The sequence below is a fragment of the Salicola sp. AFF1 genome (assembly GCF_056783195.1).
Window position 1 is genome coordinate 1 of record NZ_JBXAYL010000212.1, and the last position, 249, is coordinate 249.

1 protein-coding gene is annotated in these 249 nt (G+C 63.5%); it reads right to left on the reverse strand.

Features of this window, described 5'->3' with window-relative positions:
* On the reverse strand, positions 1–249 hold a 249-nt coding region (locus tag AC1RQI_RS17390), incomplete at both ends, for a hypothetical protein (protein ID WP_481905858.1).

Genomic DNA, 249 nt, shown 5'->3' on the forward strand with positions numbered 1-249 from the left:
CGGGCATCGCCGGTCCGGTTCGGCTGGACGATCGGCGCATAGGCCTTGTCGTAGACGTCGAAGACGCCGTTCGAGGGCAACGAGATTCCGACGATCGGGGTGTTCGAGGTCGCCGTCTTGCCGAGCGCTAGATTGGCGTTGCTGACGAACACCGTGCCGTTCGCCGAGCCGTCCGCGAAGAAGTTCTTCGCCTTGCCGGAGTCGTCCTGCGAGATCGCGTTCATCTGGCGAAGCAGGGTCAGCAGATTG